Source organism: Streptomyces sp. 2114.4, from assembly GCF_900187385.1.
GTDB lineage: Bacteria > Actinomycetota > Actinomycetes > Streptomycetales > Streptomycetaceae > Streptomyces > Streptomyces mooreae.
This window is the reverse complement of the sequence record NZ_FYEY01000002.1, coordinates 53,736-80,046: the sequence shown is the minus strand read 5'-3', so window position 1 is coordinate 80,046 and position 26,311 is coordinate 53,736. Positions and strand designations below refer to the sequence as shown.

Annotated in this window: 40 protein-coding genes; 39 read left to right on the top strand and 1 reads right to left on the bottom strand. The window is 69.3% G+C overall.

Annotation, left to right across the window (positions count from 1 at the left end; genetic code table 11):
• Positions 1-30: 30 nt before the first annotated feature.
• The gene (locus CFW40_RS35795) at positions 31-315 is read right to left on the bottom strand and encodes a WYL domain-containing protein (RefSeq protein ID WP_088802660.1); all 285 of its coding nucleotides are present in this window, start codon (positions 313-315) and stop codon (positions 31-33) included.
• A 197-nt stretch (positions 316-512) separates the two neighbouring features.
• Between CFW40_RS35795 and CFW40_RS35790 the strand changes: the two genes are divergently transcribed.
• From CFW40_RS35790 to CFW40_RS35600, 39 genes are all read left to right on the top strand, one after another.
• A complete protein-coding gene (locus CFW40_RS35790; RefSeq protein ID WP_088802659.1) occupies positions 513-1,292 on the top strand; it encodes a hypothetical protein in 780 nt (259 codons plus the stop codon).
• Positions 1,293-1,372: 80 nt separating this feature from the next.
• Positions 1,373-2,269, top strand: a complete 897-nt coding sequence (locus tag CFW40_RS35785) for a Rad52/Rad22 family DNA repair protein (RefSeq protein WP_088802658.1) — start codon at positions 1,373-1,375, stop codon at positions 2,267-2,269.
• Positions 2,269-3,894, top strand: coding sequence for a DNA cytosine methyltransferase (locus tag CFW40_RS35780; RefSeq protein WP_088802657.1), 1,626 nt, complete (start codon positions 2,269-2,271; stop codon positions 3,892-3,894). The genes CFW40_RS35785 and CFW40_RS35780 overlap by 1 nt, the downstream gene beginning before the upstream one ends.
• Before the next feature lie 134 nt (positions 3,895-4,028).
• A complete protein-coding gene (locus CFW40_RS35775) occupies positions 4,029-5,492 on the top strand; it encodes a hypothetical protein (RefSeq protein WP_088802656.1) in 1,464 nt (487 codons plus the stop codon).
• Between the two features lie 102 nt (positions 5,493-5,594).
• The gene (locus CFW40_RS35770) at positions 5,595-5,837 is read left to right on the top strand and encodes a hypothetical protein (protein ID WP_143034616.1); all 243 of its coding nucleotides are present in this window, start codon (positions 5,595-5,597) and stop codon (positions 5,835-5,837) included.
• Between the two features lie 12 nt (positions 5,838-5,849).
• On the top strand, positions 5,850-6,119 hold the full coding sequence (locus CFW40_RS35765; protein ID WP_088802654.1) for a hypothetical protein: 270 nt from the start codon (positions 5,850-5,852) through the stop codon (positions 6,117-6,119).
• Positions 6,116-6,970, top strand: a complete 855-nt coding sequence (locus tag CFW40_RS35760) for a WhiB family transcriptional regulator (RefSeq protein ID WP_088802653.1) — start codon at positions 6,116-6,118, stop codon at positions 6,968-6,970. The genes CFW40_RS35765 and CFW40_RS35760 overlap by 4 nt, the downstream gene beginning before the upstream one ends.
• On the top strand, positions 6,967-7,365 hold the full coding sequence (locus CFW40_RS35755) for a hypothetical protein (protein ID WP_088802652.1): 399 nt from the start codon (positions 6,967-6,969) through the stop codon (positions 7,363-7,365). The genes CFW40_RS35760 and CFW40_RS35755 overlap by 4 nt, the downstream gene beginning before the upstream one ends.
• A complete protein-coding gene (locus CFW40_RS35750) occupies positions 7,362-7,772 on the top strand; it encodes a hypothetical protein (RefSeq protein ID WP_088802651.1) in 411 nt (136 codons plus the stop codon). Before CFW40_RS35755 ends, CFW40_RS35750 begins: the two co-directional genes overlap by 4 nt.
• A 443-nt stretch (positions 7,773-8,215) precedes the next feature.
• Positions 8,216-8,590 carry a hypothetical protein gene (locus tag CFW40_RS35745; protein ID WP_088802650.1) on the top strand — a complete coding sequence of 125 codons (375 nt, stop codon included), beginning with the start codon at positions 8,216-8,218 and terminating at the stop codon, positions 8,588-8,590.
• Complete coding sequence (locus CFW40_RS35740) at positions 8,587-8,946, top strand: hypothetical protein (RefSeq protein WP_088802649.1); 360 nt, start codon at positions 8,587-8,589, stop codon at positions 8,944-8,946. Before CFW40_RS35745 ends, CFW40_RS35740 begins: the two co-directional genes overlap by 4 nt.
• Before the next feature lie 277 nt (positions 8,947-9,223).
• Positions 9,224-10,570 (top strand): helix-turn-helix domain-containing protein, encoded by a 1,347-nt coding sequence (locus CFW40_RS35735; protein WP_093649505.1) that lies wholly within the window; start codon positions 9,224-9,226, stop codon positions 10,568-10,570.
• Positions 10,567-11,268 (top strand): DciA family protein, encoded by a 702-nt coding sequence (locus CFW40_RS35730; protein WP_088802647.1) that lies wholly within the window; start codon positions 10,567-10,569, stop codon positions 11,266-11,268. The genes CFW40_RS35735 and CFW40_RS35730 overlap by 4 nt, the downstream gene beginning before the upstream one ends.
• On the top strand, positions 11,265-12,062 hold the full coding sequence (locus CFW40_RS35725; protein ID WP_088802646.1) for a DciA family protein: 798 nt from the start codon (positions 11,265-11,267) through the stop codon (positions 12,060-12,062). Before CFW40_RS35730 ends, CFW40_RS35725 begins: the two co-directional genes overlap by 4 nt.
• A gap of 105 nt (positions 12,063-12,167) precedes the next feature.
• The gene (locus CFW40_RS35720) at positions 12,168-13,388 is read left to right on the top strand and encodes a ParA family protein (protein WP_088802645.1); all 1,221 of its coding nucleotides are present in this window, start codon (positions 12,168-12,170) and stop codon (positions 13,386-13,388) included.
• Positions 13,385-14,392 (top strand): ParB/RepB/Spo0J family partition protein, encoded by a 1,008-nt coding sequence (locus CFW40_RS35715; RefSeq protein ID WP_256331851.1) that lies wholly within the window; start codon positions 13,385-13,387, stop codon positions 14,390-14,392. Before CFW40_RS35720 ends, CFW40_RS35715 begins: the two co-directional genes overlap by 4 nt.
• 544 nt (positions 14,393-14,936) lie before the next feature.
• Entirely contained in the window at positions 14,937-15,212 is a 276-nt protein-coding gene (locus CFW40_RS35710; RefSeq protein ID WP_088802644.1) for a hypothetical protein, read from the top strand.
• Positions 15,213-15,428: 216 nt separating this feature from the next.
• Complete coding sequence (locus CFW40_RS35705; RefSeq protein ID WP_088802643.1) at positions 15,429-15,986, top strand: hypothetical protein; 558 nt, start codon at positions 15,429-15,431, stop codon at positions 15,984-15,986.
• Positions 15,987-16,521: 535 nt separating this feature from the next.
• Complete coding sequence (locus CFW40_RS35695; protein ID WP_088802641.1) at positions 16,522-16,887, top strand: hypothetical protein; 366 nt, start codon at positions 16,522-16,524, stop codon at positions 16,885-16,887.
• A gap of 134 nt (positions 16,888-17,021) precedes the next feature.
• Positions 17,022-17,444, top strand: coding sequence for a hypothetical protein (locus CFW40_RS35690; RefSeq protein ID WP_088802640.1), 423 nt, complete (start codon positions 17,022-17,024; stop codon positions 17,442-17,444).
• A gap of 24 nt (positions 17,445-17,468) precedes the next feature.
• Complete coding sequence (locus tag CFW40_RS35685) at positions 17,469-17,696, top strand: hypothetical protein (RefSeq protein WP_088802639.1); 228 nt, start codon at positions 17,469-17,471, stop codon at positions 17,694-17,696.
• 43 nt (positions 17,697-17,739) lie between these two features.
• On the top strand, positions 17,740-17,937 hold the full coding sequence (locus CFW40_RS35680) for a hypothetical protein (RefSeq protein WP_088802638.1): 198 nt from the start codon (positions 17,740-17,742) through the stop codon (positions 17,935-17,937).
• Between the two features lie 46 nt (positions 17,938-17,983).
• Complete coding sequence (locus CFW40_RS35675; protein WP_088802637.1) at positions 17,984-18,370, top strand: hypothetical protein; 387 nt, start codon at positions 17,984-17,986, stop codon at positions 18,368-18,370.
• Between the two features lie 64 nt (positions 18,371-18,434).
• The gene (locus CFW40_RS35670) at positions 18,435-18,788 is read left to right on the top strand and encodes a hypothetical protein (protein ID WP_088802636.1); all 354 of its coding nucleotides are present in this window, start codon (positions 18,435-18,437) and stop codon (positions 18,786-18,788) included.
• Between the two features lie 183 nt (positions 18,789-18,971).
• Positions 18,972-19,136 carry a hypothetical protein gene (locus CFW40_RS37505; protein ID WP_176956734.1) on the top strand — a complete coding sequence of 55 codons (165 nt, stop codon included), beginning with the start codon at positions 18,972-18,974 and terminating at the stop codon, positions 19,134-19,136.
• A 226-nt stretch (positions 19,137-19,362) separates the two neighbouring features.
• On the top strand, positions 19,363-19,701 hold the full coding sequence (locus tag CFW40_RS37500; protein ID WP_176956735.1) for a hypothetical protein: 339 nt from the start codon (positions 19,363-19,365) through the stop codon (positions 19,699-19,701).
• A complete protein-coding gene (locus tag CFW40_RS35660) occupies positions 19,698-20,240 on the top strand; it encodes a RusA family crossover junction endodeoxyribonuclease (protein WP_176956736.1) in 543 nt (180 codons plus the stop codon). Before CFW40_RS37500 ends, CFW40_RS35660 begins: the two co-directional genes overlap by 4 nt.
• Positions 20,237-21,031 carry a WhiB family transcriptional regulator gene (locus CFW40_RS35655; protein ID WP_088802633.1) on the top strand — a complete coding sequence of 265 codons (795 nt, stop codon included), beginning with the start codon at positions 20,237-20,239 and terminating at the stop codon, positions 21,029-21,031. The genes CFW40_RS35660 and CFW40_RS35655 overlap by 4 nt, the downstream gene beginning before the upstream one ends.
• On the top strand, positions 21,028-21,822 hold the full coding sequence (locus CFW40_RS35650) for a hypothetical protein (RefSeq protein WP_143034617.1): 795 nt from the start codon (positions 21,028-21,030) through the stop codon (positions 21,820-21,822). The genes CFW40_RS35655 and CFW40_RS35650 overlap by 4 nt, the downstream gene beginning before the upstream one ends.
• A gap of 11 nt (positions 21,823-21,833) precedes the next feature.
• Positions 21,834-22,322, top strand: a complete 489-nt coding sequence (ssb, locus tag CFW40_RS35645; RefSeq protein ID WP_088802631.1) for a single-stranded DNA-binding protein — start codon at positions 21,834-21,836, stop codon at positions 22,320-22,322.
• A 156-nt stretch (positions 22,323-22,478) separates the two neighbouring features.
• Complete coding sequence (locus CFW40_RS35640) at positions 22,479-22,709, top strand: hypothetical protein (RefSeq protein WP_088802630.1); 231 nt, start codon at positions 22,479-22,481, stop codon at positions 22,707-22,709.
• Between the two features lie 32 nt (positions 22,710-22,741).
• Entirely contained in the window at positions 22,742-23,056 is a 315-nt protein-coding gene (locus CFW40_RS35635) for a hypothetical protein (RefSeq protein WP_088802629.1), read from the top strand.
• Between the two features lie 103 nt (positions 23,057-23,159).
• Positions 23,160-23,567, top strand: a complete 408-nt coding sequence (locus CFW40_RS35630) for a hypothetical protein (RefSeq protein ID WP_088802628.1) — start codon at positions 23,160-23,162, stop codon at positions 23,565-23,567.
• A 13-nt stretch (positions 23,568-23,580) separates the two neighbouring features.
• The gene (locus tag CFW40_RS35625; protein WP_088802627.1) at positions 23,581-24,045 is read left to right on the top strand and encodes a hypothetical protein; all 465 of its coding nucleotides are present in this window, start codon (positions 23,581-23,583) and stop codon (positions 24,043-24,045) included.
• Between the two features lie 2 nt (positions 24,046-24,047).
• On the top strand, positions 24,048-24,386 hold the full coding sequence (locus CFW40_RS35620; protein WP_088802626.1) for a hypothetical protein: 339 nt from the start codon (positions 24,048-24,050) through the stop codon (positions 24,384-24,386).
• The gene (locus tag CFW40_RS35615; RefSeq protein ID WP_176956737.1) at positions 24,383-24,730 is read left to right on the top strand and encodes a helix-turn-helix transcriptional regulator; all 348 of its coding nucleotides are present in this window, start codon (positions 24,383-24,385) and stop codon (positions 24,728-24,730) included. The genes CFW40_RS35620 and CFW40_RS35615 overlap by 4 nt, the downstream gene beginning before the upstream one ends.
• Positions 24,731-24,843: 113 nt before the next feature.
• Positions 24,844-25,041, top strand: a complete 198-nt coding sequence (locus CFW40_RS35610; RefSeq protein ID WP_088802624.1) for a hypothetical protein — start codon at positions 24,844-24,846, stop codon at positions 25,039-25,041.
• On the top strand, positions 25,038-25,502 hold the full coding sequence (locus CFW40_RS35605; protein WP_256331852.1) for a hypothetical protein: 465 nt from the start codon (positions 25,038-25,040) through the stop codon (positions 25,500-25,502). The genes CFW40_RS35610 and CFW40_RS35605 overlap by 4 nt, the downstream gene beginning before the upstream one ends.
• On the top strand, positions 25,499-26,125 hold the full coding sequence (locus CFW40_RS35600; RefSeq protein ID WP_119098175.1) for a nuclease-related domain-containing protein: 627 nt from the start codon (positions 25,499-25,501) through the stop codon (positions 26,123-26,125). Before CFW40_RS35605 ends, CFW40_RS35600 begins: the two co-directional genes overlap by 4 nt.
• Positions 26,126-26,311: the final 186 nt, after the last annotated feature.

Below are 26,311 nucleotides of genomic sequence, written 5' to 3'. Positions count from 1 at the left end.
GGTGTCGCGGTTCGGGGCGGGTGTTGCCTGTCAGGCGGTCTCCAGGGCGGTGATGCGGTCGAGGCGGAAGGAGCGGGCCGCGTCGCGGAGGAAGTCGTGGGCGCGGACGTACAGGTAGCCGGCCTTGCTGCGTCGGACCTGCTCGGGGCGGATGTCCCGGATCGACGCGGTGCCGTCTTCCTTGACGTAGGCGATGCGGACGGTGCGGCCGGTGTCGGCGGCGTAGCGGAGGAGGCCAACGAGTCCGCAGGCGGCTGCCAGGAGGGCGTGGCCTGTGGCGTGTGCGGCTCGGATGGCGCGGCGGGTGTGTCGCATTGGGGCGCTCCTCGGTAGGACGTAACCCCACACTACATTGAACCTGGTGTTAAGCAAACAGGTTCGTGTACTGTGGTTCCAGAACACCGCACCAACCTGTTAGCCCAACCCAAGGTAGAAGGAGGAAACTGGTGGCACGAGACAAGCGCCCGCCCGGCCGCACCGGCCGGACCGCGCCACCGAGAGGACCACGCCCTGTGCCACTGCACCGCAACGACCAACGCACCAAAGCCAATATTCAAGCCGCCGCAGACGCCCTCCGCGCGGCAGGAGAACCCGAATACGCCGACACCGTCGACGGCCTCCTCACCCCCAGCGGCGCAGCGTTCATCAAGCGCCTCTACGCCGAACGCGTCCCCACCCCCATGAACGTCTACATGCCGGAGGTCGAACGCGACCACGTCCGCAAGGCAGCCGAAGAGGCTGGCGACAACGTCAGCGCCCTCGGCGACCAGGGCCTGTACGAGTTCATCCACGGCAAGTTCCGCCCCGGCCCCTACGCCAGGGCGGCAGCCCGAGTCACCTCCGCCGGCGACGAACGCACCCTCAGCCTCACCGTCGACAAGCGCCTCAAGGACGAGGCCACCAACCTCATCAAGAACCCGGACTTCGTTCGCGAGCTCGGATGGAAGCCCCGCGGCGCCGCCATGGTGGTGCGGCTCTTCCTCCAGCAGCAGTACCCGATGTTCGGGGACGTCGACCCGGCCGAGGTGTACAAGGCGCACGAGGCCGGCGCGTCGGTGGAGGAGATCACCGAGCGGTTCGGTCTCAACCAGGGCGCCGTGGAACTCCTCGTTGAGCCGCGCCAGGGTCTGTCGCCGGTGGATGAGGCGGAGATCGTCCGCCGCTATGACGCGGACCCGCAGGCGATCGTCCCGTGGGCGCTGTCCCAGGAGTTCGGCGTCCATTACGTGACGGTGACTCGCCTGCTGAACCGGCTCAGCTCCAAGCGCGGTAAGGACTCGCCGAGCAGCTAGCCGCTCCCTGCGGGGCGCGGCCTGGACGCCGACACCAGACGCGCCCCGCACTTCACAACCTGATACCTGGAGAACCTCACATGGCGAACACGCAGGCCCCCGCAACCGCGGAGGGCCCCACCCAGCACACCCAAAACCAGGCCCCCCGCTTCACCCCCGTCCAGCTCCGCATGCTGCACAAGGGCATCGCCGGCAACCGCGTCTGCCATACGCAAGGACAGTCCTACGTCGAAGCCTGGGACGTCCGCCGTCACCTGATCCGCATCTTCGGCTTCGGCGGCTTCTCCATCGAGACGCTTTCCCTGGACCTGGTGTCCCAGCAGGAGATCAAGCCGGGCCGCTGGACCGTCGTCTACCGCGCCCAGGTCCGCCTCACTGTGTACGCCGCCGATGGCCGCGAGATCACCCACTTCGAAGACGGCGCGGCCGGCGACGCCATCAACCAGCCGAAGCTGGGCGACGCCCACGACATGGCGATGAAGACGGCCCTGTCCCAGGCCCTCAAGCGGTGCGCGGTCAACCTCGGCGACCAGTTCGGCCTGGGCCTGTACAACGGCGGGAAGTCGGACGCGGTGGTGCACTTCTCGGCACCGCACCCGCCGAACGAATGGCAGAAGGACACGGAACCGCAGCCCGAGCCGGTCGATCCGCCCGTCCAGCCCGAGCCGGAGCCGGACGCAACTCAGGACGCGTCCGTCCCTGCCGAAGGTCGCGGTGCCGAGCAGGCGCCGCCAGCCAGCGAGTCGCCGGATCCGGTGGCCGGCGCGATCCTCGCCAAGTTCTACGAGCAGGCCAAGGAGAACTGGCAACGCCCCGACGTCCTCACGCAGATCAAGGAGGGCGCCCGGCAGAAGGGTGTCCTCGGCATGGAGGTCCCGGGGCTGGCGCCGGAGCGGAAGCCGATGCCGTTCGAGCACTTCCTTGACGCGCTCATCGCCCGCGCGACTGCCGCCAACCGCGAAAGGAACGCCGCCTGATGTACCGCAACGACAACGACGCTTTGACCGTCATGGACTGGTTCTGCGGGGCCGGCGGCTCCTCCCAGGGCGCGCACGCCGTGCCTGGCCTGAGGGTGGCCCGAGCGGCGAACCACTGGGAGCGGGCGATCGAGTCGCACGCCGCGAACTTCCCGGACGCCGACCACTACCGCGGCGACATCCGCAAGGCGCCGGTGTGGGCGTGGCCGGTCACCGACATCTTCTGGGCGTCTCCGGAGTGCACCAACTGGAGCGTGGCCAAGGGCAAGAAGCGGGACTTCGTCAACGCGATGCAGGGCGATCTCCTCGACCTGTACGCCGCGATCGAGCAGAGCAAGTTCGAGGCCGACGACGAGGGCGGCCCGACGCTGGAGGAAGAGTCCCGGGCGCTGATGGAGGAGGTGCCGCTGTACCTGCGGGGTGTCATAGAACGCGGCGGCCTGGTCAAGGCCGGCATCGTCGAGAACGTCGTGGACGTGCGGTCGTGGGACCAGTGGGACCGGTGGATCGGCGAGATCCACAAGATGGGCTACCGCACCCACATCATCGCCCTGAACAGCATGCACGCCGACCCCCGCACCGTTCACCGGGCCCCGCAGTCCCGTGACCGGCTGTACGTCGGCTACTGGCACGAGTCGCTGGGCCGCACGCCTGACTGGGACAAGTGGCTGCGGCCGCGGGCCTGGTGCGAGACGTGCGACGAGTGGGTGCGGGCCGTGCAGTCGTGGAAGCGCCCTGGCGTCGACATGGGTCGTTACCGCCAGCAGTACGTCTACCGCTGCCCTCACACCACGTGCCGCAACAGCGTGGTGGAGCCGGATGCGCTGCCCGCGCTGGCTGCGATCGACTGGTCGATCCCCGGCCAGCGCATCGGCGACCGGGCCCGGCCCCTGGCGGACAAGACCCTCGCCCGGATCAAGGCCGGACTGGAGCGGTTCGCCACCCCGGTGCCGATGATGGTTCCCGCGGGCGGGACATGGCGCAACGACGCGTCAAGCGTGCTGGATCCCATGCCGACCCGCACCACCCGCGAGAACGACGCGCTCGCGGTGCCGCCGCTGATGGTGCCCGTCGAAGGACGAGACGGGAAGTCTGCGACCTCGGCGGCCCTGCCTTTGCGAGCGCAGACCACCCGCAACGAAACGGGATTGGCCTGGTTGCCGTTCGTCGCAGAGTTGCGCGGCGGCGGATCAGTCGCCCGCTCCGTCTCCGAGGCCCTCGCCACCGTGTGCGCCTCTGGCAACCATCACGGCCTGGTCACTCCGGACAGCATCACCGAGCACCTCCTGGTCCCGTACTACGGCAACGGCGCCGCCCGGCCCGTCACCGCCCCTGTGGGTGCCCTGACGACTCGGGACCGGTACGCCCTGGTGAACGGCCAGCCGGCCATCGAAGATGTGCGGTTCCGCATGCTTGAGCCGCACGAGATCGGCCGCGCGATGTCCTTTGCTGACGACTACACGGTCCTCGGCTCGAAGCGGGAGCGGGTGCGCCAGTACGGGAACGCCGTCACGCCGAACGCCGCCGAGGTGCTGCTGTGCGCGCTGGTCGAGGCCATCAGCGGCGAGGAACTGTCTCGTTACGAGGAGCAGGGCGGCGCCGCGAAGTTGGCGGTCGCCGCCTGATGACAGGTGCGCAGCTGGATGTGGAGGGGCGGGAAGTGCCGGCCGAAGCGGTCGTCGCTCCGGCCCTCCCGGCCTCACCCGTTGCCGCGCCACCCACGCGGCCCACAGACCCTGCTCACGGAAAGGACCTCCGCATGACCATCTCCACCGTCGCCAAGCGAGTCATTGAGGGCGACGTCACCGACACCCCAACACTGCGGGTCCTGTCCCTAGGGGCAGGGGTGCAGTCCACGACGCTACTGATGCTGTCCGCAGAGGGCGTGCTCCCCAAGCTGGACTACGCGATCTTCGCTGACACCGGCGCAGAGCCGCAGGAGGTGTACGACCACCTCGACCGCCTGGAGCGGGAGATTGCCCGCCCGGCCGGCATCCCCATCATCCGCGTCCAGTACGGCAACCTCGACAACGACTTGTTCGACCCGAACAAGATGTCGTCCATCCCGGCATTCACCGCTTCGAAGTGGCGCACGGTCAAGCGGGTCGCCGCGTGGAAGCTGTGCGGCCAGACCACGACATCCGATGACGGCTTGGACGGCGCCGGCGAAGGCTGCGGGTGGGCTCGCTTCCGGGTCCTGGCCGACCAGAAGGCATGGAGGGGGCTCTTCGATGAGCTTCCTATGGCTGCCAGGCGTCGCGAGAACGGCCGGGTGACGCTGGCCGAGTTGGAGCAGGCCGCCGCCGAGAACCCCACGATGGGTCCGGAGGATGGCTATGCGCCGGTCCCGGAAGCTACCGTGGCCCGAGCTATGAAGCGACTGGGACTCGACGTGATGCCGGCCCCGTGCGCGAGCTGCAACTCCAGCGGACGGATCCCGGTGGCCTGGCAGATGGTCCAGGAACGCGACCTGGGCATGATCCGACGCTTCTGCACCCAGAAATACAAGATCCGCGGAATCATGGAGCAGGTCCGCCTCCTCCTCGGCGCCAAGGCCGGCGCCGAGCGCCCCTGCAACAAGTGCGACGGCGCCGGGCAGCGCGTCGCTCCCTGGCGCGCCAAGCGCGGTGAGGACGAGACCGGCGAGTGCTCGGTCTGCGGCGGCTTGGGAAGCCTCAGCCGCATCGGCCAGCCCCCGGCCGGAAAGTGGGTCGAGCAGTGGGTCGGGTTCTCCACCGACGAAATCGACCGAGCCTCCGACATCAAGGACTCCCGCTACAGCCGTAGCCGGCACCCGCTGCTGGAACTGAACATGACCCGCACCCAGTGCCGGGCATACCTCGCCTCCCGCGGCTGGGCCTCCACCCCGAAGTCCGCTTGCTACTTCTGCCCGTACCGCTCCAACGCCTCCTGGCGCCGCATGCGGGACACCAATCCCGCCGAGTGGCAGCGCGCCGTCGACTTCGACCACCGCTTCCGTACCGGCCCAGGCCTGGACGGCGAACGCTTCCTACACATCTCGGCTCTGCCGCTGGACCAGGCCCCCATCGACCGCATACAGCGCCGAGAGTTCGAACAGGGCGACCTCCTCGACCTGGCCTTCGAAGGGGAGCTGGAGCTGGAGGAAGAGGAGGACGAGGTGCAGGGCTGCTCCCCGTTCGGCTGCCCCTCCGGCGGCCAGCAGGGCGGACTGCTGACCGTCCAGTCCCGGTCTGCGGCGTGACCCGCCACCCCTAACCCCAACCGTCCCGCGGGGCCGCACCGGCAGTCCGGTGCGGCCCCGCTTCACATCCACAGCACTCCCTCATTCCCGAGGTGTCTAGTCATGACCCAACGGCCACCCTCTTCTGAGGCCGTGGCCCTGCGCCTGGCTGCCGCCGGTCTACCGGCGGCGGTCTGGGCCGGGGCCCGCTTCATCTACCACCGCGCGCTGCGCCTCATCCGGGGCCAGCGCGCTTCGTATGTCCGGCAAGAGCTTGAACGCGTCCGCTCCGAGCTCCTCGTCGTCCGCGCGGCCGAGCAGATCGTCGCCGACTACGCAGCCCGCACTGACCCCACCACCGAATAGGAGGTGAGCGCCATGCTCACCGCGTTGATCGTGGCGCTCCTCTCCACCGCCGGCCTCACTGTGGCCTGGTGGCGGATGCGCCGCGCCCTGACCGCCGTCCAGGCGGAGCGCCGCATCACCGACGCCGCCGTAGCCCGGGACCACTCCGCGAACGTCGCCCGGCTCGTCGCCGGCGCCCGCCAATACCGCGTCGAGCAGGACGTCCTCGCGGCCGCGACCGCCATCGTCACCCACGCCCTCACCCAGCACAGCACGCAGCACGGAAGCGGGGACCCCTCATGACCACCCTCACGCCGGAGACGGCACGCCAACAGCTCGAAGACCACCGCCACTGGCGCTACCGCGGGTGCGCGCCCGACCCGGACCAGCCCGGCCGCGCCCAGGGCAACCCGGACCTGAGCCTGGACGCATGGGGGCCGTACACGGAGGAGGGCGGCGAGGGCCCGTCGGTGCGCAACCTGCGGCTGGAGGCGGCCGAGGCCGTGTGCGGCACCTGCCCGGTCCTGGCCGTGTGCCGCACCTACGGCCTCACCGAGACCTCCGATGGCAAGCTCGCCGAACCCGAGGGCGTCCTCGGCGGGATGCGGAGCCTGGACCGCCACAAGGCGCTGATCGCCCGCCGCCGCGAGGCCGGCGTACCCGCGGCACCTGCAGCGGACGACGCCCGGCTCGACGAGGCACGCACCGCCCAGAAGCAGGCCCTCCTGAAGTCGTTGGCGCGTGAGACAGACGAGGAACTGGTCGCGTATCGGGCGGGCATGGACGTCCGCACCAGCAACTGGCACCGCAGCCTCCTGTGCGGCCTCCTCGGCCTGGACAAGGAGACCGCGAGCAGGCAGCAGCTCCTGGAGCGGGCCCGGGAACTCGGCGTCCTCCCCGCGGGAGTTCGGATCGCCCCGGACGGGCGCTGGCCCATAGCCGCGGCCCCGAACACGGACGGCTCCCGGCAGCGGCGGATCGCGCCGGCCCGGCCCGTGCAGCTGGTCCTGCCCGGGTTCCCGCACCTCGCCCGCGGCCGCCGCACACCCGCCGCCCCCACTACCAGCGGCGCCCGCCGGCCGCGGCTGCGGATCGTCCGCACCGTCCAGCCCCTCACCCTCCCCATCACCACCGTCCTGGAGCCCGCCGCATGACCACCACCCCCGAACTCCCCGCCGCCCTGGACGTCGCAGCCGCCGACCACTCCCACGAGCAGCGAGCCGTCACCTCCGCCGACATGCTCACCGGCGTCCTCGCCGCCGCCACCCTCGACGTCCTCGGTCAGCCCACGAAGCTCCCCACCGTGCTGTGGCCGGACGTGCCGGAGGAGGTGGTGACGGCGATATACGAGCACGGCCTGAGAGTCGGCTACCGCGCCGGCCGCATCGTCTCCGCACCCACCTGGGAGCCGCAGGCCCTGGACCGGCTGCGCACGGCCCTCGTCGACGCCGGATACCAGGCCATGGCCCGCCGGGTCGCCGTCACCGCATCCCACGGCCGGCACCGCGCCAACACTGAGCAGGACATCGCGCGCGGAGACCACGAGTGACCGCCGGCCGCGGCCGCCCCGTCACCTTCGACCAGGCCGCCCAGGTCGAGTTCCTGCGCCTCGTCGCCTCGGGCGTCCGCATCGGCGACGCCGCCGACAAGCTCGGCATCAGCCGCAGGACCCCCACACAACTGGCAGCCCGCAACCCCGGCTTCGCCCAACGCCTGGCCGCGGCAAAAGCCGCAGGCCGCGACAACCGCATCCCGCACGGCACCGCGGGCGGCTACAACAACCACGGCTGCCGCGGCCCCCGCTGCACCGCCGCCGCCACAGCAGCCCGCACCCGACACCGGCAGGCCACCGTCCAGCACGACGGCCCCGACAGAACCGCACAAGTCCACCCGCTGCCGATCCCCCAACCACACACCGCAACAACCAAGTTCGCCGTGCTGGCCGATGTCGGGTAGTTCAAAGCCGCAGGCGCCTGACCTGTGCTGACTCCCGTTATTTACTTCCCAAAACTATAGGACGCGGACGGGAGGGCGCCGATGACCCGATGAGCTGGTCGTATTGATGAATCAACAGTTATCGACACGTATGCAAGGGAGGTAGAGGGGTGGCGAGGTAAACCGCTAGGCTGGGGCCTGCGCCAGACGAGCATTCAGCTTCTGACGGCCACTCAAACTACAAATGGAGCGGCCCCGCTCCCCCGGCTGGTAACCGGGATCGTGGCGGGGCCGTTGCCGGGCAGTCAACCCGGCCACCGCCAGCCACAACGTAGAAAGGCCAGCGATATGGCTCAGAGTACCCGGACACCCGGGCTATCAGACAGTGGGACTCCAGCCACCGCCGTGAAGATCACACCGGCGACGCAGAGCGGAGACCCTGTCACCACTACCCACAGCGCACGATGAGCGCCGCGGTGGGCCGCATTGAGGTCCACGACTACCAGGCCGAGGTCCTGCACCATCGGACCAACCGACCCGACGACTACCACCCCGCGAAAGCCCAAGAGCCTCGCCGGGTACTGACGTACCGCGGGTCAGTCCTCGCCGGCACTCGCAACGGCGAAGGCCGCAACAACTGGAACTCCCGGGGCGTCGTGCACATCGCCGTCACCGGATCCGGATACGTGTACGGGGCTTCCGTAGCCGCATGCAACGGAAGCGTGGAACTCGGCGAGGAAAGCGATCTGGCGGATCTGGTCCCGGCCTCAAAGGTTGACGCCTCCGGTCGATGCCAGCGCCCCGCGTGCCGCAAGTTCTGGGTGGAGGGCGAGCGATGAGCGCCCGCACCTGGAACATCGCAGTCTCCTGCCCACGCCCGAAGCCGCGCGTATCTGTCCAGCAGCAGGAATGGCACCTGACTCCCGAGAGGATCCAGAGGAGCGTCGATACGTTCTTCGCGCCCGGGAGTTCACTCGATCTGACCTCGCGCACGGTTCGCCTCCGCACGGAAGTGTCCGGCACGCGGCTGGGCGACCGACCGGACCAGCTGGAGGCGAGGCTGGCCGTCCTGCTCGACTGCCTCTACTTCGACACGAGACGGACGGGAGCCCACGAACTGCCGAGCCCGGTTCGCTTCGACATTGTCGAGCAACGGGCACAGACCCCACCCACTGAAGGGGATCAGATGACGTAGCCATATCCGGCGGGAGATTCCTCGACCGCCCCGGGCCGCCTCCGCCAACCGGTGTTACCAGCACCGGCCGGACTACGGCCCCTCTGCTGCTGGACGGGTTACCAGCCCTCCAGCGTTCGGACCGCCCCGAGTACCACCCCGGTTGCGCTCCGAGCAATCCGCTTCTGCCGAGAAGCAACGACCGACCCGAAGGCCTTTCGCATGCCATCAGGCGTGCCTGACGACGGGACCTATCTTGCACGACGTCGACACCGCTTGTCAGCTTCACGCCCCCGACTTGGGCGATTCGTCCCGGATTTCCCTCCCCGGGCAGCGCAACCACAGCGCTCAGACGGCACTCCGTGTCGCCCCCAACGGCCAATGGATCGGCACCACCACCGGACGTGTCGCCACCTGCGGCCACTCCTGGATGCAGTCCGTCCACTGGGTCCACAGCTCCGGCCTCTACAAGCCCAGCCGCACCCACGGCCCTCGCGGCATGAACCAGACCACCATCCGCATCTGCCAGGAGATCGCCGCGCTCACCGAGTGCCGCCCCGGGATCGCCTACCTCGCGCGCAAGCTGGGGCTGTCCGAGCGAGCCGTGCAGTACCACTTCGACATGCTCCGCGAAGCCGGACTCCTCGCCTACCGCTCCAAGGGCACCCGCGTCTCCGGCGTCGGTGCGCAGGCATCCGTGTACGAGCGGGTCATCCCGGTCGCGTTCGACGAGGCCCTCGGCATCCGCATCATCGGCGAAGGGGTGCAACGGCGTCCCGTCGGCATCGCCGAGGAGTCCCGCAGCACCATCGGGAAGCTCGCGAAGAAGGCCGCCCGGAAGGTCCACCGCACCCGCTCCCGGAAGCCGTCTCAGCGCAGGGCCCGTTGCACCCCAATGCAGGGTGGTACCTCTACGACGACATCTGCGGGAACTACTACCTATCCCCCTGAGAGCAAGCTCGCCAGCGGGACCAGCGATTGCCCCACCCCGAAGATTCCCAAGCAGCGGGCCCGTCGCGCCCTCAACCGCGTCGGCCGTCGCCATCAGCTCGGCCGTGAGCTCGTCGCCCAGGTCCCGTGGCTCGGCGGCGCCAGCCCCGCCCGTATCGCCTGGGTAGCCCGCGAAGTCGCGGACGCCGGCTGGTCCGTCACCGAGGTGGCCGCTTACCTGTCCCAGTTCGCCATCGGTGACGACCAGGGCATCCGCCGCCCGTCCGGAGTCCTCGCCCGCCGCCTCAAGGGCGCCACCCGGATCCTCCGCACCCCCCAGGCCCGGCAGGAGTGCGTCCAGGCGTGGCGTGACTCCCGGCAGGCCGCCCGAAGCGAGCACGACCGCACGCAGTACGAGACGTTCGGACCCGGCCCGTCCAGCGCCCACGTCCAGCGCCTGGTTGCCGAAGCCTTCACCCGCGTCCAGCAGGCCCCGGTCGCGGAGGAGGGCTGCACCGAGTACACCGCCGCAACCACAACCTTCGACCCGGCATCCCTGTCCCGCGCCGAGGTCATCGATCAGCGCGCCGCGGCCGCCAAGGACCCGGCCATCATCGGAATCGCCATCTCTTGGATGGGTGAGGCCGACGCCCGCCGCGTTTACACCAACGCCGCCGTCAACCGCTACCTCGCCGACCAGGAGGTCTACGCATGAGCCGCGAGATCAACCTCGCCTCCGAATTGCGAGAGGCGTGGAAAGAGGTGGTGACGACCAGCAACATCGCACCGGTCGGTTACGACGAAGAGACGCAGAAGCTGACCGTGCGCTGCGACAACCCCGCGGCCCACAGCCTCTTGCGTCTGGCCGGTCCCAACCTGATCGAACGACTCAACGCCACGCTGCCAGCGCCGATCATCCGGTCGGTGACACTCACCCTCCGCACCGTGCGCATCCTGACCACTGGCTCCCGCGAACACCGGGACACCCAGCTCATCGAGGACGCGCTCCTGGACTCCTGGCACGACGCGGTGCAGATCTATGGCCACGGCGTGCGCGTCGCCTTCGTGGAGGGGGCTTGCCCCGACGGAGCTGATCCCATCGTTCATCGCTGGGCACGGACCCATGAGGCGTACGGCATCGTCTCCGAGCGCCTGGAAGCCGACTGGGATCACTGTGCTCCCAACTGTCCGCCCGGCCCTGGGCACCGCCGCCGAAAGAAGCCTGGCGACACCGCTCACCCCGGCAAACTGGATGACTTCTGCCCCTCGGCCGGTCCCCGCCGGAACGCCGAACTCGTGCGCCGCGGAGCGTACCTCTGTCTCGGATTTCCCCTCGGCCGGTCCTACGGCACCCGCAACTGCATGAAGCTCGCCCGCGCCGCCGGCATTCCCGTCCGAGAGGTGACCCGATGACTGAGCCCCAGCCGTCCGGCAAAGACATCTGCCGCGAAGCCCTCGCCGCCTACAAAAACCGCAGCTGGGCCATCCCCGGCAACGACCCCACCAAGCGCAAGAGCAAGACCGTGCGTGCGCGACCAGGCGACGGCCGCGACCCCGTCGGGCTCGGCAACGTCATCAAGCGCATCGAGGCCGAGCAGGACTGGAAGACCGGCATGGCCGGCGGCAACATCGTCGACCAATGGCACACCCTGTGCCCCGAGCTCGTCGGCAAGGTCCAGCCCGTCTCCCTCGACGCCACCGGCTGCCTCACCGTCCAGCCCACCTCCCCCGCCTACGCCGCCCACCTCCGCATCCTCGGCGCCCAGCTCGTCGGCCGTCTCCAAGCCAAGGGCGTGCCCGTACGCTCCATCCGGCCGCTGCGCCCCGGCCACATAGCCGCGCCGTCCGACCCCGCGGCCGAGGACCGTACCGAGCGGCCAGCGGAACCGGCTCCGGAGAAGACCCGCGCGCAGGCTTCCCCCGGCTACCGGGCCGCGCTCGCCGCGCACCAGGCCCACGCCGCCGACCGCACCGAGACTGACATCCAGCAGCGCGCCCGCGCCGCCGCCGACCGCCAGACCGCGGCCATGCGCGCCCACCGCGAGGACCCCGAAGGGCACCGCGACGCCGCGTGGTTCGTCAACGACCTCGAGGAGAAGGCTGCTGCCGAACGCGAGCAGACCCGGCAGGCCGCCATCCGCCGCGCCCGCGGCGAGCGAGCCGGCCTCGCGCCTGAGGTGCGAACCGCCTTCCAACGCACCGCCTGAACCAGAGTGCTGGGTGATAACGCCGTTATCACCTTCCGACCCTCAGGAGGTAGACACTAACGCCCGGATGCTTGAAATGATCTCTCGCGTTAGTAAGGTGCCCTCATGACGAGTCCGCAAAGCGACCGTGAGAAGGTCGTCTCCAAGCTCCCCGCCGCGCTCCGGCAACCCCTCAAGGTCCGCACCGCGCAGCTCGGCATCGCCCTCCAAGACGCCGTCGCTGAAGGCATCACCGCCTGGCGCGCCCTCGGATCCAACCTCGCCGCCATCGACACCGCCGGCGCCGAGTCGTTCTCCACCTGGCTCCCCGAAGGCCAGTGGGACCAATTCCGCACCGACGCCTCAGCCCGCGGCGTCTCCCTCATCCAAGGCCTCGCACAGGCCGTACAACTCTGGCTCGACACCAACCCCGCCCCGACCGAGGAACGCCCAGAACACCCCCGCCGAAAGGTCATCTGCAACCAGAAAGGCGGTGTAGGCAAGACCACCGTCACCGCCGGCATCGGCCAGGCATACGCCGAAAACCCTGACCAGCTCTACCCCGTCCGCGTCTCCAAACAGATGACCGACAACGGCCTCGAGGCTGAAACCGCCGACCTGCCCGGACTCGGCCTCCGCGTCCTCCTCGTCGACTTCGACCCCCAGGGTCACCTCACCAAGCAACTCGGCCACGAGCCCCTGGACATGCAGGGCGACACCCTCGCCAAGCACATGTCAGCAGACAAGGACCGCGGCGAACTGCGGGACCTGATCGTCCCCATCGCCGGCGACCAGTTCGGCGGCAGGATCGATCTTCTCCCCGCCTGCCAGGACGCATTCCTCCTCGACGTGCGCCTGTCCGGCGTCCGGTTCCGCGAAGCGGCCCTCGAACGAGCCCTGGCCCCCATCGAAGACCTCTACGACGTCATCGTCGTCGACTGCCCGCCCAGCCTCGGGATGTCGATGGACGCCGCCGTCTACTACGGCCGGCGCCGCGACGGAGAGAAGCCCGGCAAGTCCGGCGTCGGCATCGTCGTTCAAGCCGAAGACAGCAGCGCCGACGCCTACAGCCTCCTCGTCTCCCAGATCGAGGACCTGCGCACCGACATGGGCGTCGAAGTCGACTACCTCGGCCTCATCGTCAACCTCTACGACGGGCGCCGCGGTTTCATCGCGACCAGCAGCCTCGAGCAGTGGAAGGCCATAAAGGATCCCCGCGTCGTCGCAGTCATCCCCGACCGCCGCGAGCAGCGCGAAGCCGTCCGCATGAAGGAACCCCTCCTGGTGTACGCGTCGAACAGTGAACAGGCCGCCAACATGCGGGCGCTGGCAAGGGAGATCTCGTGAGCAGCAGGACCTCTAGGCTGGCGGCTTCCACGTCGTTCTCCCACGCCGCTCCTGCGGTGAGCGCTCGCCGAGCCGCCATGGCTGCTGCCACCGAAGCCCCCACTGAGGGAGCCGGCGGCCGGCCCAACTCAAAGCTGCCCACGCACCTGATCAGCGAGAACCCGGACAACCCGCGTGAAGCCCTCGGGGACGTCTCCGACCTTGCGCAGACTCTCCTCGAGGTGGGCCTGGTCAACCCCATTAGCGTCGTCACCGTCGATGCCTACCTTGCCGAGCGTCCCGACCGTTCCGGCGAGCTCGAGGGAGGCGCACAGTACGTCGTTGTTGACGGACACCGGCGCCTTGCCGCGGCGCGCGAAGCCGGCTTGAAGGAGATCAAGTACAGCCTCGATGACGCCTTCGCTGTCTCCGACGAGAAGCTCCTCGAGGCCGCATACGTTGCCAACGCGCACCGCGAGAACATGAGTGAGCTGGAAGAGGCTGCCGCCCTCGAGAAACTCGTCGCGTTCTACGGATCGCAGCGCAAGGCCGCCCAGCGCCTGGGCATCACCCAGGCGTTCATCTCGCAACGCCTCTCCCTGCTCCAGCTGGACCCCACGCTCCAGGCGGACCTGGATGCCGGCGCTCGGAAGGTTGAGCACGTACGGGGCCTCAGCAAGCTGCCGCCGCAGCAGCAGAGGGAGAAGGCCGACGAGCGGGCCGCGGAGGCCACGAAGAAGGCGGAGAAGCGCAAGGACCGGCAAGAGGGGACCCCTGAGGCTGCGGGTGATAACGCCGTTATCACCGTCACCCCCCGGACCTTGCCAGAGGCTTCGTCAGCACCACCGTCGGCGCCGAGTGATAACGCCGTTATCACTTCCGAGGGAGTAGACGTCCACCCGGAGGAGGCGCCGGTGGAGTCGATGCCGTTTCACAGTTGGTCAGACGTACTGCGGATCCTGCGCGCGCGGATGACGCCGGAAGAGTTCGAGCGGCTGATGCAGGAAGGTCAGAAGCTCATCTGAACGAAGCGGTTGCCAGCGGCCCCGTTCCCTCACTTTCACGGTGGGGGAGCGGGGCTGCTTTTTGCGTTTCGGGGCAATGCCCTGGCCTGCGTGGAGAGGTCTGGGGCTATGCTGTCCGCATCTGGCGGGCCGCGTGCTCGTGAGGTCTCCGCTTCTGGCGGCCGCGGGATGTTGTCGGCAAAACTCCGTCCCGCGGGTACAGAGGCACCGGGCCCGGTCGACTAGACACCGACCGGGCCCGACCCATGCCGCGACAGGCGTGCGCCCCCAGAACGGGGCTGAAACGCCCCCCGTGCTTCGTCACTTCCGTATCAATACTTGGGCTTGCCTTACCGCCCTGCGGGTTCCAATGGCACTCTTTGTCCAGGCAGGGATCACCGGCGGCCCCGCCTCTCCACGACCACAGCGCCCTCCTTCCCACCGCCGGACCCCGAGTGGAGAGCCCATGCCCGGACGCCAGCCGGCAGGCACCACACCGCCAGCCCAAGCCCTCACCACCCCGCCCAGCCGACGCGGCCACCTGCGAGCAGTGGAGGAGGCGCCCATGACCAGCGCCACCCCCACCCCACCCGCGGCCGGCAGCCCCGACGACCGGCTCGCCATCGCCATCCAGTCCCTCTACCTCTCCCGCGGCATGTCTCTTTCGGACCCGGCGACCGCCGCGGCCTACGAGGTGGCCGTCGATGCCGTAGCGCGGATCATCGTGGACGGCACCTTCAAGACCGGGAAGCTGGGGGAGGAGGAGCACCGTCGTCTTCGGGCCTATCTCGACGCGGCTGCTCTCGTGCCCGCCCACCTGACGGGGAATCACAGTCTGTAGCGGCACAGTCGCCGGGCGGGCCGTCACCTGTGACGAATCGGAAACGCCCACCACGCTACGTAGATCGTTAGTCGCAACTTGTTCAATGCGAGACAAAGTCATGCCATTATTGGGCGTCCGGAAATAGCCGGGAGTGAGACATTCCGGTCCGCGCGCCCGCATGGTGCCCCCCACCCCACAGCGCAGCACACGGACCGCCTGCGGATCGGGGAGACCATGGGCGGAGACGACAGCTACAGCACCACAGCCGCACAGCGACTGCGCACCCTACGCGTCGAGCACCTCACGCCGACGAAACGGCCATCCAGCAGTACACGCCGCGCCACTCAGTCACATTCGCCGGCGCTCATCGACCTCGACGTCCTCGACCACATCGAAGTCGCCGTGCATGAGATGGCCGCCCACACCTACACGGCCGTCCCGACCGCCGGGCCCGCGCCCCGGACCCCTGAGGCCTTCTACGCCTGGTCCGAGGAAGTCACCGCGCACCTGCCCGCCGAAAAACAGCAAGTCCGCGACGCCCTGATGCTCCGCCAGAGCCTGGAACACTCCCTCCACGCGGGCGACACAGCCCCCGTGACCGCCGTGGTCCGGTTCGAGTCGTGTCCCACCTGCCGCTGCTGGGGCCTCATGTGGAGCCGCGCCGACTGGGTCGTCCTGTGCGCCAACAGGCGTTGCCACGACACGGTGGGCCTCCCGTCGCGTTGGTCCCTCCAGCAGATCTGCGAGCGCCACGTCGCCCGCGTCGCCGCACTCCAGCGCACCGCCACCTGACGCGCTGGCCCGCACCACCCGCACGATCCGCGGACTCCACAACCGCGGCGCACCACACCAGAGATACCCCGCTTCGGCCGGTCGGCGCTGCGACCGCACGGCCCATCCGAAACCGGGAGCCCCTCGTGGCCATGGCAACCCCACTCCCCGCCGTAGACGCCGCTGACCTCGTGACCCTGAAGGAGATAGTCCAGCTCCTGAGGCCCACGCCCCACCCCGTGTCGGAGACCAAGGTGAGGCGCTGGATCAAGCGGTACGGCATCCCAGTGGCCCGCAGGCGAGGGAGGGACTACGTGAGCTTCACCGACATTCTCGAAGCGCAGCGGGACGAGGCTGATCGCCTGCACGCAGCCCCCTAGCAGCCAATACGCCACACCACAGCCCCTGTTCTCCATTCGGAGGGCGGGGGCTGTGCCATGCCCGCGCACATTAACTTCACTGAACCTGTTGTGTTAACCCTCGAAATCTGTCATGCTCGTAGAGCCGACAAGGAGAGGCCCCAAAGCCCCTCCGAGTACAAGCTCCTGGAGCTGACATGACCATCACGCTGGACAGGCCCGTGCACACCAGCACCGCCACCGCGATCTCCTACCGAGACCTCACCCCCCAGCAGCAGAACGGCTGGCACAGCCTCGAAACCCTCAGCACCGACCTCGAAGCGGCTGCTGAGCAAGGCGCCAACGTCGTAGCCGAACTGCTCCTGGCCCACGCCACCGCCGCCCTCTTCCTCGGCATCCAGCTCCCCGCCGGCGACACCCTCGTCGCCTGCACCTGCGAGAACTGCCCCGAGGACTGCGACCGCATCACCGCCGCCACCCTGTGCTCCGAGGACCATTCCGGATACGGGCCGGTCATCCAGTGCGGCACCTGCACCGACGAGCACCGCAGCCTCGGCGACTAGCCAGCGCGGCGCTCCCCACCATCTCCGGCCCGGCCCCGGTCGAACACCCGGCGGCCCCCACCTCACCAACCCGGCGGCAGTAGCTCCCCCGGCCGGGCCGGACACCACCCCGCGACACCGCAAGGAGCTCAGCCATGCTCGAAACCGCCGCCATCCTCCGCTACGCCGCCCGCATCCTCACCGAACGCGGCCTTCACACCGGCGACCAGTTCGCCGCCCCCGACGGCAGCCTCGACATCTGCGCCGCCATCTACGTCGCCGCCCACGGCAAGGAACTGAAGGTCTTCGCCTTCGACGAGGACTACTCCATCGGCTTCATCGAGTGCTCGGCCCCCGCGATGGCCGCGATCCGCGCAATGTCCGACCACCTCGACAGCGCCCCATGCTTCACCCCCATCGCCCCCGGCGTCGTGGTGTCCGACTACATCGAGCACGTCTCCAACTGGGCCGCCACCATCCCGGTCTTCGGGACCCGACTGCTCACCACCGACGAGGTCATCGGCCGCATCCTCCGCACCGCCGACACCCTCGACGCGGCCACCGCCCTCGCCGCCTGACCCCGCCCCGGCCCAAGGAACCCCATGACCAACGAGCCCTGCAACGGCGGCCTACTGCACGCCTACCGCGCCAACATCCTCCAGGACTTCCTGTTCCGACTGGCCCAGTCCGCCGGGGACAGCACCGCCGAGAAGCTCCTCGAAGACAACCCGGACCTTGAGGCCATCGCCAGACATTCCAGCGACCTGCCCGACGGCTGCCAGCCCACTGGCAAGTGCCCGCTCCAGATGGCTCTGCACCACCTCACCTGACCTGCCCTGCCCTGCCATGACTCCACTGACCAAGGAGCCCCACATGAACGCCCCCGACAACTCCTTCGAGGACGGATACCTCGACGGCGGACTCGCCGCCCTCACCGGCCTCCCCTCCCGCCGAGCCCACGCCCGCATCGCCATGGCTGAGCAGTACGACCCGCTCTATGCCCAGGGCTACTCCGACGGCTACCTCAACACCACCGCCGTCAACGCCGCCCTCCGCGACAGCGCCCGCTGAACCCGCACCACCACCCACCCCTCAGTGATCAACGGAGATGACTGTGATGACCACCCTCGACCGCCCCGCCCCCGTCGCCACCGAGTGGCAGCTCAGCCGCTACAACCTCAACCAGATCGACGACCAGATCGACCGCGACGGCATCTACGCCAAGGGCTACTGGCAGACCGTCGACGGCAATCTCCAGGTCGTCGGCCTCCGCATCGGAACCGGAGAGACCCGGCAACCCCGGATCGTCGCCAAGTTCGGCGACACCATCCTCCGGCATCCGGACGGCACCTACTCCGTCCGTACGGCCGCAGAGCAGGCCGCCCTCCGCTTCAAGGAAGCCCAGCTCGCCGAGCAGCGTCACCAGTACCTCGACCTCGACGTGGACTCCGCCTTCACCCTCCCCGGCTGCATCTGCGCCTGCCCGCCCGAGCCGGCCGCGTGACCCGAGCCCCACCCGCCGGGCGGCCACCACCGCCCGGCACCCCACACAGCCACCAGGAGCCCGCATGGCCGACACCCACACCCTCGTCCTCCAGACCAGCGCCGGCCCCATCCCCGTCCAAGCCCACCCCACCGACACCGACGGCCTCTACGTCCACCGCGCCCACGACAGCGACGCCTGGGTTCTCTCCCACCACTCCGGACTCATCCTCGGCTCCTTCACCTACGAGCCCCACGCCCACAACGCAGCCAAGGCCATCAGGCACCTCACCGACTGGACCCGCACCGCCGAGCAGCTCCGCATCGACACCGCCGTCTTCGTGTACGAACTCCACGACGCCATCCACGACCAGGGCGGCCGGTTCCTCTACCGCAAGAGCGGCCCCGCAGCACACGCCCTGGCAGCCCGCGGTGACTGACCGCGCGGCCCTCCGCGCCACCGAAGACCAACTCGCCGCCGCCCGCCACACCATCGCAGCCATCGCGGCCTTCATCCACAACCCCGCCTACGACCGAGACGCACGTATCGCCTGCGCCCAAGCCGCCGGCCTACCCGCACCCACCAAGGAGGCAGCGTGTCCGCCGCCAACAACCCGCGCAGCATGAAGCCATCTGGAGAGACCTTCGGCCATGAGCCGCGCGACACCCAGACCGGCCCCGCCATCTGCGCCCGCTGCTACAGGTACGACACCAAAGGGCGCGACTGGCCCGGCCCCGTCATCTGGCCCTGCACCTCCGTCATCATCCTCGGGTTGGCCCCGCGATGAACGCCTACCTGGTGGCCTGCTACCTCAAGACCGAATTCCCCAGCAGGCGAACAGGCCGCCGCCGCGCCCGCCAACTCCGCGGAGAAGGCGCTGGCCCCTTCGACGAATACCGCTGCGACTTTTGCGGCGCCGTTCACATAGGCCACGCCCGCGGCCACGCCACCCACCTCCGCGCCGGACCCCACGGCCCCGTACCCCTCCACCAATACATCCAGGAGCGCACCCCATGACCACCAACCCTGCCGACACTCTCCGCGCCGCAGCCGACAAGCTCCGCGCCCTCGCAAACGGTGCCACCTACGAAGACCGGACCACCTGGGCACCCGGCCACACCAAGGGAAGCCTCTCCGCAGTCGTCCTCGACCACCCCGAGCGACCCGGCGTCCTGATTGAAACCTGGGCCTCCCACCTCGAAGACGTCAACCAGTACATCGCCACCATGGGGCCTGCTCTCGGCTTGGCGCTCGCCGACTGGCTTGCCAGTGCCGCCGAGGACGCCGAACAGATCGGGGCCAACCATCACGCACTGGCCGTCGCTTGCCAGATCCTCGGGACCGACCAGTGACCCTCACCGCCCCCGAGCCCACGGCACCCACCTGGGACCACCGAGCCGCCATCGTCATCCACGGCGAACCCGCCGGCCAAGGAGCCATCAGCTTCAACGGCAAAGGCCGCGGAGCCCGCCACACCAACGAAAAACGCCTCAAGCCCTGGCGCCGAGCAATCATCCTCGCCACCCGCGACACCACCGGATGCCACGGCTACACCGACTGGGGCGGCATCTGCCTCACCTGCCGAGTAGCCAAAGACCAACACGGCCTCTACGCCAACACCCCCACCGCCGTAGAGATCACCATCACCGTCCCCAAGCCGAAGAGCGCACCGAAGCGGCGCCGCACCTGGCCCATCACCCGATCATCCAGCGACATCGACCACCACGCCCGCGCCTGCCTCGACTCCCTCTCCGAAGCCGGCGTCATCCGCGACGACTCCCAGATCACCGAACTCGCCATCCGCAAGGTCTACCCCGGCGAACACCCCGAAGCCCTCGACCAGCCGGGCGCGATCATCCGCCTCTACACCCTCGCAGGAGCCCCCGAATGAGCACCCCGACCGTCTACACCGGCCGCACTACGGGACAGGCCGCACACCCCCGAACCGATGCCACCAAGCCCTTCCGGCCAGACTGCCTCCGCCAGCCCCCGCAACTGTGGGACGACGAAGCCTCCGCGAGCGATCAGGAGGAAGCCCGGGGCTACTGCCTGGAATGCCCACTGTTCACCCAGTGCCTTTCGTCTGCGATGACGTCGGAGCAGGGGAACGTGTCGCGCAGCAGCATGAAGGCCGGCCTGGGTGCGGGGGACCGTTCCTGGTTGCAGCGTTCGTCGCGCCGGTACGGGCCGTACGACGCCGAGGAGGCCCGGCTGCTGGCTTTGGAGTCTGTGCTGTCGGGGCGGCCGCTGACTGAGATCGCCGAGCGTGAGGGTGTAGGTGGCGTGACGTTGAAGCTTGCGTCGCGGATCCTGCCGAAGAGGCCGGATTCCCGCATCGAGCAGATCGCGGCGTACCGCAGACAAGGCCTGGGCTGGGCCGCGATCGACGTGCAGATGGGGCTCGCTTCCCGGACGACGCTCGACTACGTCGCGAAGTGGCGTCACTCCGCCGTCAAGCGCGGCGAGACGGTTCCGGAGGAGCTGCTGGTGAAGCGGCGCCCGTTCACGGATGAGCAGGTTGTCGCGATCCGTCGGCGATCGGCTGCTGGTGCGAGTGATTACTCGCTGGCCAAGGAGCTCGGGGTCTGCCGTAGGACGATCAGTGCGATCGCTACGGGTGTGTCGTACCGCGACGTTGGCGGCCCGATCCGTTCGAGCGTTTCTGAGGCGGTGGCGGTGTGAGTGGGTTGAGCGCTGAGGAGCGCGGTGACCTGGTGCAGCGGCTCCTGCCGATCGCCGGGCAGCTGACGACCCTGGTGCACGGCGACGGCGGACAGCGCGACATTCACCAGGTCATTGCCCGCCTCACCGCCGACGAGCGGGACAACCTCCTGGTGGTCCTGGCGGGCCTGGTGAACCCGGACGTGCCGATGAGTGCCCTGCTGGGGTGGCTGACGTTCGACGAGCACGGCAACCCCGTGAAGCCCGAGGTGGCCACGGACGCGACGCTGCGAGACCTGGCCGAGGAGGTGTGGGACGAGGCCGCAGCGGAGGGCGACTTCATCGACGACGCGGCCGTACAGCAGTACCTGGCCGGCAAGCCGGTCACCGTGACGGACGCGGAGCGGATTGCGGCCATCGCGGAGGCAACCCGGCGCGGCATCACCTACCTGCAGCTGGACCAGCTCCAGCGGCTGCCGAAGAACACCACGTCGAAGTTCGTGTCCCTGGCCCGCAAGGCGGCCGAGGCGCGGGGCGAGGAATTCCCGATCCCGCAGCACGGGAACGCCGCGGTGTCCCTGTCGGAGGAGCAGGTCCTCGAGATCCGGCGGCGTGCGGCGACGCGCACGGAGACGGATGAGGCGATCAGTCTCTCGTTCGGCGTGACCCGCAAGACCATCAGCGCCATCGCGGTCGGTGACACCTACCGCCAGTTCGGCGGCCCGATTCGCCCGAAGAAGACTTCCCGGCCCACCGCGAGGCAGCGTGTGGAGTTCGCCGGCGGAACCCCTGCCGCAGCGCAGGCAAGCTAAAGGAGATCGCCATGTCCCTGCCCCAGTTGAGCGGCATTGCCCGACTCATCGAAGATCCGGAACTTAGGTTCAGCGCCTCGGGAAGCGCGGTCGTGAAGGTCCGCCTGGCGTTCAACTCCCGGAAGAAGGATCAGTCTGGCCAGTGGGTCGACGACGCGACGTTCTTCGTGCGTGGCACGGCGTTCGGCCAGGCCGCGGAGAACGTTGCCGCCTCGTTGCAGCGCGGGATGGAGGTGATGGTGGTCGGCCGGATGAAGACGGAGTCGTGGGAGAAGAACGGCGAGAAGCGTTCGGAGGCTGCCTTGTTGGTGGACAGCATCGGTCCGTCGCTGCGGTTCGCCACTGCGCAGGTGGAGAAGTCGGGCGGCCAGGGCCAGGACCGGCAGGAGTTCCAGCAGGCGCGGCAGGCGCCGGGTTCGGCGAGCGTTGAGGATCCGTGGGCGTCGTCGGCGTCTGGTCAGTCGCAGGCCGGCGGCTGGAACGACGATCCGCCGTTCTAGTCGCCGCTGGTGGCAGGCCCGTTCCCGGTTGGGGGCGGGCCTTTCTGTTGCCCGTTCGTCTCCACCTTCACTGAACCTGTTGTGTGGACCCTCGAAATCTGTCATGCTTCACATGTCAGGCCACACGGCGACAGCCCGAAGCGTGAGGAGCACCCCATGAACCAGGTCGAACTCCTCGACGCCAACGGCTACGTCGTCGCCACCGCCACCCAGTACTGCGTGCCCGACGCCAACGTCCCCGCAGTCGAAGCCCGGCTCCTCGCCGACACCGCCCCGAAGGACGTCGCAGACCAGTCCGCGTACGCCGGCCGCCGGGTCTACGCGTCGGAGTACCGCACCCGCGTCGTGCCCATGACGGTCGGCGCAGTCCTCGCCAAAGCCGCCTGACCCACCATCCACCTGCACTGAAGGAGATCGCCGTGGACAGCAGGGAAGCCGCGAAGGCCCGAGTTCGAGCGAAGGTCGCCGCAGAGAAGGCCCTTCCGGCCAGTGAGCGGATCGCGAACATGCTGCACGCCACGCACACCCACGCGGAGGCGCAGGCACTGCTCGATGAGGTTCGCGCTGAGGCACGGCGTGAGGGGCTGCGCGAGGCGGAGGTCATCGCCGAGCGGAGCAAGGAGAAGCACTTCAAGTTCGGCAACTACGACACCGGCCACGGCGCGTGGATGGTGGCGGACTCCATCCGCATCCATCTGGGCCGCATCGGTGACGCCGGAAGTGATTCCCCCTGACCCACAGTCCGGAGCCCGTCCCCCTGGGCTCCACGGCCGCCCCAAGCCCCCAGCGCGGGGCGGCCCTCTTCCGGCCCCGCCGACACCGCCCAGGAGGCCCGTCGTGCTCGTCACCCTTCCCGACGCAACCACCCTCGACCTCAACCTGAAGCGCTGCTCCCAGTGCGGACGTATCGGCGACCGCTACTTCATTGCCGTGCCCACCGACGGGATCGGCGGCCCGGAGGTGCACGTGTGCAGTGCCCGGCAGGCCTGCCAGCGCCGCGTCGACAAGGCCCGCAAAACGCAGGCCGAGCTGACCGCACTGCGCGCCTGCCCCGCTCCCGCCGAGGACGTGCCGACCGGCCGCGTGCAGGACTGGACGGCTCCCCGCGGCCCGTGGACCGCCGAGCAGCAGGAAGACCACTACCGGGCGCTGGCCATCGCCATCGGGTTCGACCCCGCCAGCCGCGACGCTCTCCACCCCCGCGTCCGCGCCCGCACCGCCCGCACCCACCAGACCGCCGCCTGACCGAGGAGACCCGATGCCTCTGCCCACCCTGCCCAAGACGTTGCAGCCGACTACCGCCGAGGTGCAGCGCCAGGCCGCCGACGCCTGGAAGTTCGCGGGCCCGTGCAAGAAGTACGGGGCGTTGCTCGCACCCTGGTCGACGGAGATGGCCGCTGATGGTTCGCCGATGGTCACGGCCCGCGTGACCGGCCCGCACGCTGAGCAAGCCATGTGCGAGTTCGCGAACGGCCTCGAGCCGGTGACCGCGTCGGCCGAGCTGCGACCGCAGGTCGACTACTCGGAGCCCGGTGTCGTCGCCTGCTCGTGGCGCCGTGGCGGGGTGTGGGTGCGCCTGTGGGCGGTCGACACCGCTGCTGCCCCGGCCCCGACACCGCTCGTCATGCCGGCCCGGGTGGCGCCCCTGCCGTCCGGCCGCCTCCCGTACCGCCGCAACACCACCACCTGCGACACCAGCCGCAACTACACCGAGGAGAACTGACCATGTCACGGATCACGATGTTCGCAAGCCCTGGAGTAAAGGTTCTTGCCGAGGACGTTGACGCCGAGCGTCAGCGACAGCTCGCCAAGTGGGGAGAGCAGGCGCACCCCAACGGGACGGCCATCACTGGTGACGAGGAGCGGGCCAACCGAGCCCGGCACGCCTGCCAGGCCATGGCCGATCTGGGAGAGGTCACGTGGCGGGACATCCTGAACGAGGAGGTCCAGGAAGCGTTCGCGGAGAGCGACCCGGAGAAGTTGCGTGAGGAACTGGTGCAGTGTGCCGCGGTGATTGCCGCGTGGGTGCTGGACTTGGACCGCCGGTCGGGGAGGACCGTGTGACTGTTCCTGTGCAGGTGGGTCCGTCGCCGACCAGCGGCGGGCCCGCACCCCACAAGGCCAGGGGATGCCGTCACCGGCCTCTCGACTCCCGTTTCCCGATAACCCGTCGTGAGCTGGAGCTTCTGCGCCTCGCCGCGAACGGCAACACCAACGAGATGATCGCCCGGCACCTGGGCATCACGAAGGACACCGTCAACGGGACGCTGCGCAAGTCGTACCTGAAGCTCGGAGCCCGGGACCGCACCCACGCTGTGGCAATCGCCCTGATCCGGGGGCTGATTGAGCCGAAGGATGTTGCTGGCGTGCAGATGCTGCCGGGCCGGATGTCGGTCCACGCAGCGTGACCAGTTCGCCGCGATGAACCGGACATCTTAGACACCATCACCGGGCGGAGACCCAAAGCGTCCCGCCCGTCACCACTCACAGTCACACCAGCCCTGGAAGGGGTCTAATCGCCATGCCTGAAACCACGCGCCGCCACGAGCGCGCCGAGCTTGTCGTCGCGGTCGTGATAGCCGCAATCGTCATGACCGGCGCCTACCTCATCGGTGACCAGCTGCCGTTCCCGATCGCCTTCGTCGTGGTGCTCGCCGCCGCGGCAGGTCTGACTCTCCTCGCCACGTACTCCATGGACCGACCGGAGGACCACCGGTGAATCGCGCCGTACAGTTCTCCGCCGCGTACGCCGCCCTGACGGCCGCGCATGAGGTCGCCGACCACATCGTGCAGGTCGATGAGGATGCCGTCGACAAAGGGAAGGAGGGCGCCAAGGGCCGCGTCGCGTGCCTGCGCCACGTCGCCTCGTACACCGCCACGCAGGCCCTCGCACTCGTGGCCGCGGACCGCGGCCTGGGGCTGCGCCTCAACTGGCGCTACGCCACGGCCGGGCTCCTCGTCTCCGCCGTCACGCACTACGCCGCGGATCGCTCCGGCGGACGCTGGGCCGAAGACCCCGAGAAGCAGCCGACGACGCGGATGGTCCGCGCCGCGCACCGGGCGAGGAAGGGCGGCTGGCTCACCCGGGACCCACAGGCCGGCTACCGGATCGACCAGGCGTGGCATAAGGGCTGGATCGCCATCGCCGCGGGCGTCGTTGCTGCGGGAGGTAGGCGGTGATCGCGGGACAGTCTGCGGCCGCGTGGGGCCGCGAGCAGGGGCGTCTGCGGTGGTGGCAGCACCTGGTGGCCGCGGTGGGTGTGGAGACGCCGGAGATGGGCCGCAAGCGCCGCCACAGGGAGCGCTGCGCAGCGGGCTCGGTCGGGGAGAAGCGCACCCACGCCATGCTCCAACCGCTGCTGCGCGAGGGCTGGCATGTGCTGCCGGACCGGCGCGTGGGGCGGTCGGCGAACGTCGACCACGTGCTGGTCGGGCGGGACGGGCAGGTGTTCACGCTGGACTCGAAGCTGTGGGCTGCGCGGGACGAAGAAGGTCAGCCGCGGGTGGTGCGCCTCGTCGGTGGCCGGCTGATGCACGGCGGCGCCGACCGGGACCGGCAGGTCGATACGGCGCTGTGGGAGACGAGGGAGGTGTCGAAGGCGCTGGGTGGTGTGCCGGTGACGCCGCTGATCGTGGTGCACAACGCCCCGGTAGACGGCGCAGGGTTCCGCGTGCGCGGCGTCGCCCTGTTTCCCGCGGACCGGCTGCTGGAGCTGCTGCGGGCCAACGTCGGACCGGCGGATCCGGCCGGGGCGGAACTCCTGGCCAGGTTGGCGGCGATCCGGCTACCGTCGTACACGTAACCGAGGGGGCCACCCTCGAGAGCCCCACTGCCTTCGGGCGGTGGGGCTCTTTCGTGCGTCTGGGCTGGGGTTTTGCAGGTGGTGCAAATCTGATTCGCCACCACCCCTTGCGGCTTCCAGATCTGGAAGCTAAAGTTGTCGTTATGAGGTCAGGGGAAAGCCCCAGACCCCGCCGGAAGGAACCGG

Coding starts and splice junctions, on each gene's coding strand:
- CFW40_RS35720 (WP_088802645.1), top strand. CDS start 12,168: ATGACGAGTCCGCAAAGCGACCGTGAGAAGGTCGTCTCCAAGCTCCCC.
- ssb (WP_088802631.1), top strand. CDS start 21,834: ATGTCCCTGCCCCAGTTGAGCGGCATTGCCCGACTCATCGAAGATCCG.
- CFW40_RS35640 (WP_088802630.1), top strand. CDS start 22,479: ATGAACCAGGTCGAACTCCTCGACGCCAACGGCTACGTCGTCGCCACC.
- CFW40_RS35685 (WP_088802639.1), top strand. CDS start 17,469: ATGACCAACGAGCCCTGCAACGGCGGCCTACTGCACGCCTACCGCGCC.
- CFW40_RS35690 (WP_088802640.1), top strand. CDS start 17,022: ATGCTCGAAACCGCCGCCATCCTCCGCTACGCCGCCCGCATCCTCACC.
- CFW40_RS35680 (WP_088802638.1), top strand. CDS start 17,740: ATGAACGCCCCCGACAACTCCTTCGAGGACGGATACCTCGACGGCGGA.
- CFW40_RS35675 (WP_088802637.1), top strand. CDS start 17,984: ATGACCACCCTCGACCGCCCCGCCCCCGTCGCCACCGAGTGGCAGCTC.
- CFW40_RS35745 (WP_088802650.1), top strand. CDS start 8,216: ATGAGCGCCGCGGTGGGCCGCATTGAGGTCCACGACTACCAGGCCGAG.
- CFW40_RS35760 (WP_088802653.1), top strand. CDS start 6,116: ATGACCACCCTCACGCCGGAGACGGCACGCCAACAGCTCGAAGACCAC.
- CFW40_RS35770 (WP_143034616.1), top strand. CDS start 5,595: ATGACCCAACGGCCACCCTCTTCTGAGGCCGTGGCCCTGCGCCTGGCT.
- CFW40_RS35725 (WP_088802646.1), top strand. CDS start 11,265: ATGACTGAGCCCCAGCCGTCCGGCAAAGACATCTGCCGCGAAGCCCTC.
- CFW40_RS35785 (WP_088802658.1), top strand. CDS start 1,373: ATGGCGAACACGCAGGCCCCCGCAACCGCGGAGGGCCCCACCCAGCAC.
- CFW40_RS37505 (WP_176956734.1), top strand. CDS start 18,972: ATGAAGCCATCTGGAGAGACCTTCGGCCATGAGCCGCGCGACACCCAG.
- CFW40_RS35625 (WP_088802627.1), top strand. CDS start 23,581: ATGCCTCTGCCCACCCTGCCCAAGACGTTGCAGCCGACTACCGCCGAG.
- CFW40_RS35755 (WP_088802652.1), top strand. CDS start 6,967: ATGACCACCACCCCCGAACTCCCCGCCGCCCTGGACGTCGCAGCCGCC.
- CFW40_RS35795 (WP_088802660.1), bottom strand. CDS start 315: ATGCGACACACCCGCCGCGCCATCCGAGCCGCACACGCCACAGGCCAC.
- CFW40_RS35780 (WP_088802657.1), top strand. CDS start 2,269: ATGTACCGCAACGACAACGACGCTTTGACCGTCATGGACTGGTTCTGC.
- CFW40_RS35610 (WP_088802624.1), top strand. CDS start 24,844: ATGCCTGAAACCACGCGCCGCCACGAGCGCGCCGAGCTTGTCGTCGCG.
- CFW40_RS35765 (WP_088802654.1), top strand. CDS start 5,850: ATGCTCACCGCGTTGATCGTGGCGCTCCTCTCCACCGCCGGCCTCACT.
- CFW40_RS35740 (WP_088802649.1), top strand. CDS start 8,587: ATGAGCGCCCGCACCTGGAACATCGCAGTCTCCTGCCCACGCCCGAAG.
- CFW40_RS35670 (WP_088802636.1), top strand. CDS start 18,435: ATGGCCGACACCCACACCCTCGTCCTCCAGACCAGCGCCGGCCCCATC.
- CFW40_RS35620 (WP_088802626.1), top strand. CDS start 24,048: ATGTCACGGATCACGATGTTCGCAAGCCCTGGAGTAAAGGTTCTTGCC.
- CFW40_RS35775 (WP_088802656.1), top strand. CDS start 4,029: ATGACCATCTCCACCGTCGCCAAGCGAGTCATTGAGGGCGACGTCACC.
- CFW40_RS35695 (WP_088802641.1), top strand. CDS start 16,522: ATGACCATCACGCTGGACAGGCCCGTGCACACCAGCACCGCCACCGCG.
- CFW40_RS35655 (WP_088802633.1), top strand. CDS start 20,237: ATGAGCACCCCGACCGTCTACACCGGCCGCACTACGGGACAGGCCGCA.
- CFW40_RS35730 (WP_088802647.1), top strand. CDS start 10,567: ATGAGCCGCGAGATCAACCTCGCCTCCGAATTGCGAGAGGCGTGGAAA.
- CFW40_RS35710 (WP_088802644.1), top strand. CDS start 14,937: ATGACCAGCGCCACCCCCACCCCACCCGCGGCCGGCAGCCCCGACGAC.
- CFW40_RS37500 (WP_176956735.1), top strand. CDS start 19,363: ATGACCACCAACCCTGCCGACACTCTCCGCGCCGCAGCCGACAAGCTC.
- CFW40_RS35705 (WP_088802643.1), top strand. CDS start 15,429: ATGGGCGGAGACGACAGCTACAGCACCACAGCCGCACAGCGACTGCGC.